The organism is Caballeronia sp. (genome assembly GCF_028292365.1).
Lineage (GTDB): Bacteria > Pseudomonadota > Gammaproteobacteria > Burkholderiales > Burkholderiaceae > Caballeronia.
The window spans coordinates 1-9366 of the sequence record NZ_JAQGMM010000363.1; the positions used below are offsets into that span (position 1 = coordinate 1).

Sequence of the window (9366 nt, forward strand, 5' to 3'; positions counted from 1 at the left end):
TGTCAGATGACTTATCTCGCGCAATACGCGAAGCATCGGCGTTTACACTAGTAATATTTTCTGCGGGCTTTTAATTTCCTGGATTTTTTGGGCTTTTATACGGGCGAAGAGCGCTACTGTGGCGGGTCTCGCGTAGTTGAGCGTTGTTTTAATGTTAAATGACGTCAGACAACAAAGGGCTTGTACTGAGGCTTTCAAACGGCTGTAACGGCGCCGGAATGAGACAGACCTTTGCATGCGTGCTCGTTTAGCGGAGCACGCAAAGCGCTATCGGATATGTGCACTAAGGGAAGCGAAAAGACCCATGTTCCTGCGATGGACCGCGCCCATGGTTTCGAAACGAACGCGCCTGCGGGTTTGCGCTCGGCGACCTGACACAGCCCGCCGATGGTCAGGGCTATCTATCAAAAATTGTCGGATTAGCGCCGAGACCGTTGCGCCGATCCGTTGTTCAGGTTATTAAACCGGGTCACCTTTATTGCGCGGCGGGCGTGACGCTGCGGCGTAATGCGTCCCTGCGCGAGCGACGCTGGGCGACTGATCGACCTTCGTTGTTCACGACTAGCCGCTGGCGCTGGCCGGCGGCGCGGGTTCGAATCCAAGAATAGTAGCTATAGCAAAAAGAACCGGGGATAAGAAGCCGCATGCTTATCCCTACGAAGGGAAGCATGGATATTCTGCGATTTCTGTTTGTCCTGCCGCTGCGTTTGGTGCGCGGCCTGTTACACCTCATCATGATGATTTTGCGGCCGGTTTTCGGCAGCATCGAATGGTCGCCTCCGGCGTGGGCGCCGGCCGCGGGCGCAGCGATCCGCCGCCGCCCCCGGCGTTTCGTCGGCGCGGTGCTTGGCGCCGTCTTGCTTGCGATCGCGGCCTGGGCTGGCTGGCACTGGTACGTGAACCGTCCGAAGCCCATCGAACCGGAGCGCATCACCTTCCGGGTCAGGGTGCCGGCGATCACCGACTACGTACAGACTGACGGCGGCCCGAAGATCACGATTCATCCGCTTGAAGTGAGTTTCTCGCGCTCGGCCGCACCGATAGAACTGGTCGGCAAGACCGCCACCAAAGGCATCACCATGACGCCCGCGCTGAAAGGTGAATGGAGCTGGGCGGACGATCACACGCTGCGCTTCGTGCCTGCCTTTGACTGGCCGGTTGGCGCTCATGTCGAGGTGGGCTTCAATATCAGGCAAACCTTTGCTCCGCATGTGCTGATGGCCGACAACCATCTGGCCTTCGATCTCGCGCCGTTTACCGTCAAGACGAGCAACGCCGAGTTCTATCAGGACCCGCGGAACGCAGCGGCGAAGAAAACCATCATGCCGGTGAGCTTCAACTACCCTGTCGACACAGCGCAATTCGAAAAGCGCCTCTCGCTGGCGATGTCGGGCAGCGACGGCAAGTTCAACACGCCGCTCAAATTCACGGTGACCTACGACGCCGTCAAACTGAACGCCTGGATCCACTCGCAGCCGCTCGACCTGCCGCGCGACGACGGTGCGGTTCAACTGACGCTTGATAGCGGCGCACGCAGTTCGCGCGGCGGCGCGGGCACCAAAGAGCCATTGCAGTCGATGGTGCGTGTTCCGGGTCTGTATAGCCTCGCAGTCAGTAGCGTGAGCCCGACGCTGGTGGATAACGACCGGTACGAACCGGAACAGGTGGTCGTCACGGAAATCAGCGGGGCGGTGCGCGGTGGTGACCTGAACGGTCTGATCAAGGCCTGGGTGCTGCCGAAGCGCAAGGAAGGCGTCGACCAGAACGACGACGAACCGCCCTATGAGTGGGACAGCGCCGACGTGAGCGAGACGGTCCTGCGGAAGTCGCAACCGCTTGCTCTCGGACTGGTGCCCACCGAAAACGAATACGCGGAGCTGCAGAGCTTCAAATTCCACGCGGAACCCGGCCAGCGCGTCTATGTACGCATTGCCTCCGGACTGAAGTCGTTCGGCGGCTACATGCTTGGCAAGCCATCGGTTCAGACCTTCACAGTGCCTGACTATCCGAAGCTGTTGCGCTTCATGGCGGACGGTTCGCTGCTGTCGCTGAGAGGCAGCAAGCGGATCTCGGTTGTCTCGCGCAACCTGCCCGGCATGCAGCTCGAAATAGGCCGCGTGTTGCCGGACCAATTGCAGCATCTGGTGAGCTTCAACCAGGGTACCTATACCCAACCGGACCTCGGCTATGCCTTTAGCGAAGACCATATCGTCGAACGCTTCGAGCAGAAGCGGGTGTTTCCGAAGGCCGGCCCCGGCAAGGCGCATTACGATGGTGTGGATCTTGGTCAATATCTGAAGGACGGCAAGCGCGGCGTGTTCCTGCTGCGTCTGTCGGCCTACGACCCCGTCGCCGAAAAGAAAAAGGCCGACAAGGCTGCGCAGGCTACGGATCAGGGCGCAAGCACCGACGCCAGCGCTAGCGGCGGCTCGGACGACAGCAACGCCGATGCCAACAGTGATAGCAACACTGACGGCAGCAGCGACGCCGACGGTCAGTCGACCGACACGCGCATGATTGTGATTACGGACCTGGGCATGCTGGTCAAGCGCGCGCTCGATGGCAGCCAGGACGTGTTCGTGCAGTCGATCCGCACCGGCCAGCCGGTGAGCGGCGCGACGGTGTCGGTGCTGGCGCTCAACGGCCAGACGCTCTTTACCCAGGAGACCACGGCCGATGGCGTGGTGCGCTTCCCGACCTTCAAGGGTCTCGACCACGAGAAGAAGCCATTGCTGTACGTCGTGAAGAAGGAAGACGATCTGTCGTTTCTGCCTGTGGGTGGCCAGGATCGCCAGCTCGACTTCTCGCGGTTTGACGTGGGCGGCGAGCGCAACGCGTCCAGCGAAGGCCAGTTGTCCTCATATCTGTTCTCGGATCGCGGCATTTACCGGCCGGGCGATCTGTTCCATATTGGTCTGATCGTGCGCGCGGCGAGCTGGGCGCATAGCCCTTCCGGCGTGCCGCTGCAGGCGGAAATCGTCGATCCGCGTGGTATCACGGTCAAACGCATGCCGGTCGCTGTCGACGATTCCGGTTTTAGCGAGATATCCTATACGCCTTCGGAAACTGCGCCGACCGGCACGTGGACGGTCAACCTCTATATCGTCAGGAACGGCAAGACTGACGCGCCGATTGGTTCGACTACTGTCCAGGTAAAGGAGTTTCTGCCGGACCGGATGAAGGTCGAGGCCAGATTCTCGCAGCAGGTTGCCGAGGGCTGGGTGAAACCCGATCAGTTGAAAGGGCTGGTCGAGGCGCAGAATCTTTTCGGCACGCCGGCGGCCGACCGGCGCGTCGAGGCGTCCCTGACGCTGCGCCCGGCGTGGCCGGAATTCCGCAGTTGGCAGAACTATCACTTCTTCGACGTACGGCGCGCGAAGGAGGGCTACACCACCAATCTCCAGGACGGGAAGACCGACGACAAGGGGCGCGCCGAGTTCGATCTCGACCTCAAGAAATACGCGGATGCGACCTATCAGCTGTATTTTCTGACCAAGGCGTATGAAGCGGAGGGCGGCCGCAGCGTAGCCGCGAACGTGCAGGCGCTGGTTTCCAGCGACGACTGGCTGGTGGGCTACAAGTCGACAGACGATCTCAACTATGTGAAACGCGGCAGTCCGCGCGCCGTACGTCTGGTCGCGATCAATCCGCAGGTCAAGTCGATCGAACTGAAGGACCTGAAGGCGCAACTGGTGGAGCGGCGCTATGTCTCGGTGCTGACCAAACAGGATTCGGGCGTCTACAAGTACGACTCGCGTCTGAAGGAGGTGCCGGTCAGCGAGAATCCGCTGACGATCCCAGGCGCCGGACTCGATTACACGTTGCCGACCGACAAGCCCGGTAACTACGCGCTCATCATTCGGACTGCCGATCGAACCGAAGTAAACCGGGTCGAGTATTCCGTGGCGGGAGATGCCAATGTGTCCCGGTCGCTTGACCGCAACGCTGAGCTGCAGGTTAACCTGAGCAAACACGATTACGCCCAGGGCGAGCCGGTAGAGATCGCGATCCGCGCGCCGTATGCGGGCAGCGGCCTGATTACGATCGAGCGCGACAAGGTCTATGCCCATGCCTGGTTTCACGCCGATACCACCAGCTCCGTGCAGCACATCACGGTGCCGGCGGGTTTCGAGGGCAACGGTTATATCAATGTGCAGTACATCCGCGATCCGTCGTCGGACGAGATTTTCATGAGCCCGCTGAGCTATGGCGTCGTGCCGTTCTCGGTGAACATGGACGCGCGCCGCAATCCGCTGACGCTCGATGCACCCCCGCTGGTCAAGCCGGGGCAGACGGTGACGTTCAAGCTGCATGCGGCGCATCCGACCAAGGTCGTGGTATTCGCCGTGGACGAAGGCATCCTGCAGGTCGGCCGCTACAAACTGGGCGATCCGCTGAAGTTCTTTTTCCGCAAGCGCATGCTCGAAGTAGGTACCTCGCAGATTCTCGACCTGATCTTGCCGGACTTCGAAAAGCTGATGGCAATGGCGGCGCCCGGCGGCGATGCCGACGATGCAATCGGCAGCCAGCTCAACCCCTTCAAGCGCAAGCGCGACAAGCCGGTGGTGTACTGGTCCGGCATTGTCGATGTGGATGGCGAGAAGGACGTGAGCTATGCCGTGCCTGACTACTTCAACGGCAAGCTGCGGGTGATGGCGGTGTCGGTGTCGCCGGATCTGGTGGGTACTATCGAGGCGGCTACCACGGTACGCGGCGACTTCGTGCTGTCGCCGAACGTTCCCACCACTCTGGCTCCCGGCGACGAGGCCGAGGTCAGCGTGGGCGTCGCCAACAATCTCACGGGCTCGGGCGACAAACCGGTCCCCGTGACAGTGGCGCTTGCGACTGGTCCACAGTTGCAGGTGCTCGGCAATGCGTCGCAGGACTTGAACCTTGCGCAGATGCACGAGGGCGTGGCTATCTTCCGGGTCAAGGCGACCGAGACGCTTGGCTCAGGCAACCTGACCTTCAGCGCCCGCTATGGCGGCAAGTCGGCGAAGCAGAGTCTTGACCTGTCAGTGCGTCCTGCCGCCGCGTATCGCGCACAAGTCGACATTGCCCGCGTAGGTGCTAACAGCAACGTGGATCTGCCGGGCTTGCGCAAGATGTACGACGCGTACGCTTCGCGCGATGCGAGCATCTCGACGGTGCCGGTAGTGCTGTCGCAGGGTTTGACGTCGTGGCTGGTCAACGTGCAGAACTATTGCAGCGAGCAGATCGTCAGTGCGGCCGTGCCGCGCCTGGTCGCCTCGAAGTGGCCGTCGGTGCCGGCGCTCACGCGCGCGCTGCGGCCTGCCAATGGCGATCCGCAGCAGACCAACGACCAGGCGCTGACGCAGATGCTCGACGTGCTGCGCTCGCGGCAGAACAGTCATGGCGGCTTCGGTGTGTGGTCCGCGACGCCGGATGCGGAGCCCTTCGTCTCGGCGTATGCAATGCATTTCCTGCTGGAAGCGCGCGACCGGGGTGTCGCGGTGCCCGGCGACATGCTCGACGCAGGCAATCAGTACCTGCACCAGCTTGCGAGCGACGACAGCATGGATACGCTCGACCTGTTGCGACAGCGTGCCTACGCGGTATATCTGCTGACGCGGCAGGGGAACGTGACGACCAACGAGCTGGCAGCAGTGCAAAAACGCTTGCAGGAGGCGTTCCCGAACGACTGGAAGAACGATCTCGCGGCGGCGTGGCTGGCCGCTTCCTACGAACTGCTCAAGCAGGACAAGGAGGCCAACGCGATGATCGCCGGGCCGCAACGCAAGCTCGAACGCAAGGATGCCCCGCGCTTCGAATACGGCTACTACACCGATCCACTGACGCGCGATGCGAGCGTGCTTTACCTGTTGTCGAAATACTTCCCGGACCGGGCGAAGGCGCTCTCGCCTCAGGTAATGGAGAACATCGCTGGGCCGCTGGCGCGCAACGAGTTCAATACGTTGTCGTCAGCCATGACGGTGCTCGCGCTCGACGCTTATGCGAGCACGAACGCAGTCGGGTTGGACAAGCTGGCAATCAGCGAAGTGCATGCCGATGGCAGCGTCAAGCTGATCTCGACGCTGCAGGGCAACCTGTTGCAGTCGGGTAGCTGGAGTGCGGCGGCGTCGAAGTTGCGCTTCGTCAACGGCAGCAGCTTGCCGGCGTGGCGGGTCACCAGTCAGGCAGGATACGACCGTGGTATTCCGGATAAAGCGATCAAGAATGGTCTCGAGATCGTGCGTGACTACACCGGCATCAACGGTAACCCGCTCGACAAGATTACGCTCGGAGAAGAGATCGAGGTCCACGTGAAGATTCGCGCCACGGGCGAAGAAGGCGCGGCCAACGTGGCGATTGTCGATCTGCTACCGGGCGGTTTCGAGCCGGTGATCGAACCGCCGCCAGCCCCGAGCCAGACGGACGAAAGCAATAACGACCAGGGGGATCAGGCCGACCAGGGCGGCGATAGCGGCAACGATGCCAGCGATGCGCGACCCGCACCGTGGCATTCGCCGATCGGCCTCGCGAGCTCGACGTGGCAGCCCGACTATGCCGATATCCGCGAAGACCGCGTGGTGATCTACGGGACCGCGACGACGGACGTCAAGGAGTTCGTGTATCGCATCAAGGCGAGTAATGCCGGCAAGTTCCTCGTCCCTCCGGCCTTTGGCGAGTCCATGTACGACCGCCGGATTCAGGCCCGCTCGCCGGGCGGCGCCACCCTCACGGTGGTGCGTACACCTTGAGCCCGCGGTCACCCGTCTGGCGCGAAAGCGGATGACGGGTGGCCCGATAGGCGCCGACGCTTCTGCACTCTGCGAATCTCATCATCGTGTCTTTACTTCGTTCCTTGTTACATGCATGCATCGGCTGGCTTCAGCGCTGGCAGAACTGGCTAGTCGGCGCGTTGCTCGTCGCGGGCGTGCTGGCGGGCTGCCGCTTGTGGCCGCATCCGTCGCTGCAAGGCTGGAAACCTTCATCGACGGCGGTCTACGACGATCACGGCCGCCTGTTACGCCTGACCCTCGCGAGCGACGATCGCTTCCGCTTATGGGTGCCGCTCAAAGACATGTCGCCGCAGTTGGCGGACGCGGTGCTGTTGCACGAAGACCGCTGGTATCGCTGGCATCCCGGTTTCAATCCGTACGGTCTCGCGCGCGGCGCATGGGTGACCTACGTGCGGCGTGGCAACCCCCAAGGCGGCTCGACCATCACCATGCAACTGGCACGCTCCCTATGGCAGCTCAATACGCGCACGCCGTGGGGCAAGCTCAAGCAGGTGGGGCGCGCGATCCAGCTCGAGCTGTTTTACTCGAAGCAGCAGATTCTCGAGGCGTATCTGAACGATGCTCCGTATGGCCGTAACGTCGAAGGGGCGGGTGCTGCCAGCATCGCGTATTTCGGCAAGTCGGTAGGCGCGCTGAGCTTGCCGGAGGCGCTCACGCTGGCGGTGATTCCGCAAGATCCGGCGCGCCGTTTACCTAGCGTGCCAACGCGATGGGGTGCCGGTGCGGCTTGGGTGATCAACCCGCAGCTCATGGCCTCGCGCAACGGCCTTTACGCACGGTGGCTGACGGGCCATCCACAAGATGCCGCGTTCAAGCCGCTGTTCGCGCTGCCTTTGAATATCCGGCCATTGTCACGCTTGCCGTTCGAGGCGCCGCACGCGGTGGAGCAGGTGCTGGCCGCGCAGCGGATTGACGGCGGGAATCGCGATTCCCGCATGCGGACCACGCTCGATCTGGACCTGCAGCATATTCTTGAGCGGCAGATTGCCCGCTACGTCGCACGTAACAGCGGGATCGGGATTCGAAATGCATCGGCCATGCTGGTCGACACCCGCGACATGGGTGTCAAGGCGCTGGTCGGCTCGGCGGACTATTTCAACCACTCCATACAAGGTCAGGTTAACGGAACATTGGCGCGGCGCTCTCCAGGCTCGGCGCTCAAACCGTTCATCTATGCGCTGGGCTTCGACCAGGGTGTTCTGCATCCGCAGACCGTGCTGCGGGACGTGCCTACCTCGTTTGGCCCTTACACGCCCGAGAATTTCGACGGCCATTTCCTGGGGCCGATCACCGCCACCGACGCATTGAACCGCAGCCGCAACATCCCGGCGGTGTGGGTGGCCTCGCAATTGCATCAGCCCAATCTGTATCAGTTCCTGCAGCAAGCTGGCATCGGTCGGATGGCCAGCGAGCAGCATTACGGGCTCGCGCTGGTACTCGGCGGTGGAGAAGTGACCATGCAGGAACTGGCCGGCATGTACGCGATGCTCGCCAATCGTGGTGAACTGAGGCCGTTGCGCCTGCGCGCAAGTGACCCTCAGGTGGCGGGCACCCGCATCCTCAGCGACGAGGCCAGCTTCATGGTGATGGATATGCTGCGCCAGCATCTGCGGCCGGACGAGACCAGCGGCGCCCAGCCGTCACATCTGCCGGCGTACTGGAAGACCGGCACGTCCTGGGCGTTTCGCGATGCGTGGACCGCTGGCATATTCGGCCCTTACGTACTGGTTGTATGGGTAGGCAATTTCGATGGCACCGGCAATCCGGCATTCGTCGGTGTGGATGCCGCTGCGCCGCTGTTCTTCCAGATTGTCGATGGACTGGAAGCCGAACGGGGGCAACTGACCGAACCGTTCAGGCCCAGACCGGCCAATCTCAAACGCGTGCAGATCTGTCTCGCGAGCGGCGAGCTGCCTAACCAGTGGTGTCCGCAACGCGGTTGGACCTGGTTTATCCCGGGCAAATCGCCGATCCGCGTGAGTAATGTGCATCGTCCCGTGGTGATCGACGACGCGAGCGGCTTGCCGGCATGTCCTCCCTATACGGGCAAGCACACGCATGAGGAGGTGTATGAATTCTGGTCCTCCGATTTGCAGCAGGTGTTCATGCAAGCGGGCATTCCGCGCCGCAAGCCGCCGCAAAACCCGGAGTGCCGCAACGCCGGGGCGCCGGATGGCGTTCCGCCGCAGATCACGTCGCCCCTGCGTGGCAGCGTCTATGCGATGCGGCTGAAGCAGCTCGGGCAGGAGCGCATTGCGTTCAACGCGTCTACCGATGCCGACGCACACGCGCTGTACTGGTTCGTCAACGACGCCTATGTGGGCCGCAGTGACCCAGGCGTGGCGCTGTACTGGCAGCCGCGTACGGCGGGCAGTTATAGCGTGCGTGCGATCGACGACCATGGTCGCGTCGACCAGCGATCGCTTCAGGTTGATCTGATCGAGTAGGGTTTCGTATGGTCCCCACATATCAGAAAACCTAAACAATGAACGGAAACTCCGCCTCAGGCAGCGGATCGCCGGAAGCGAGCCGGCCAACCAGCTCAGGATAGGGCGGAGACGTCTCACCGCCCCGGTCCACGTAGTGCGCGCCATCGCCGAGC

2 protein-coding genes are annotated in these 9366 nt (G+C 62.2%); both read left to right on the forward strand.

Annotated features, from left to right (window positions below; genetic code table 11):
* The first annotated feature begins 668 nt into the window (after nucleotides 1-668).
* Nucleotides 669-6722 carry an MG2 domain-containing protein gene (locus JWR14_RS22305; protein WP_299711637.1) on the forward strand — a complete coding sequence of 2018 codons (6054 nt, stop codon included), beginning with the start codon at nucleotides 669-671 and terminating at the stop codon, nucleotides 6720-6722.
* Between the two features lie 86 nt (nucleotides 6723-6808).
* Nucleotides 6809-9211 carry a penicillin-binding protein 1C gene (gene pbpC / locus JWR14_RS22310; protein ID WP_299711640.1) on the forward strand — a complete coding sequence of 801 codons (2403 nt, stop codon included), beginning with the start codon at nucleotides 6809-6811 and terminating at the stop codon, nucleotides 9209-9211.
* The last annotated feature ends 155 nt before the right edge of the window (nucleotides 9212-9366 follow it).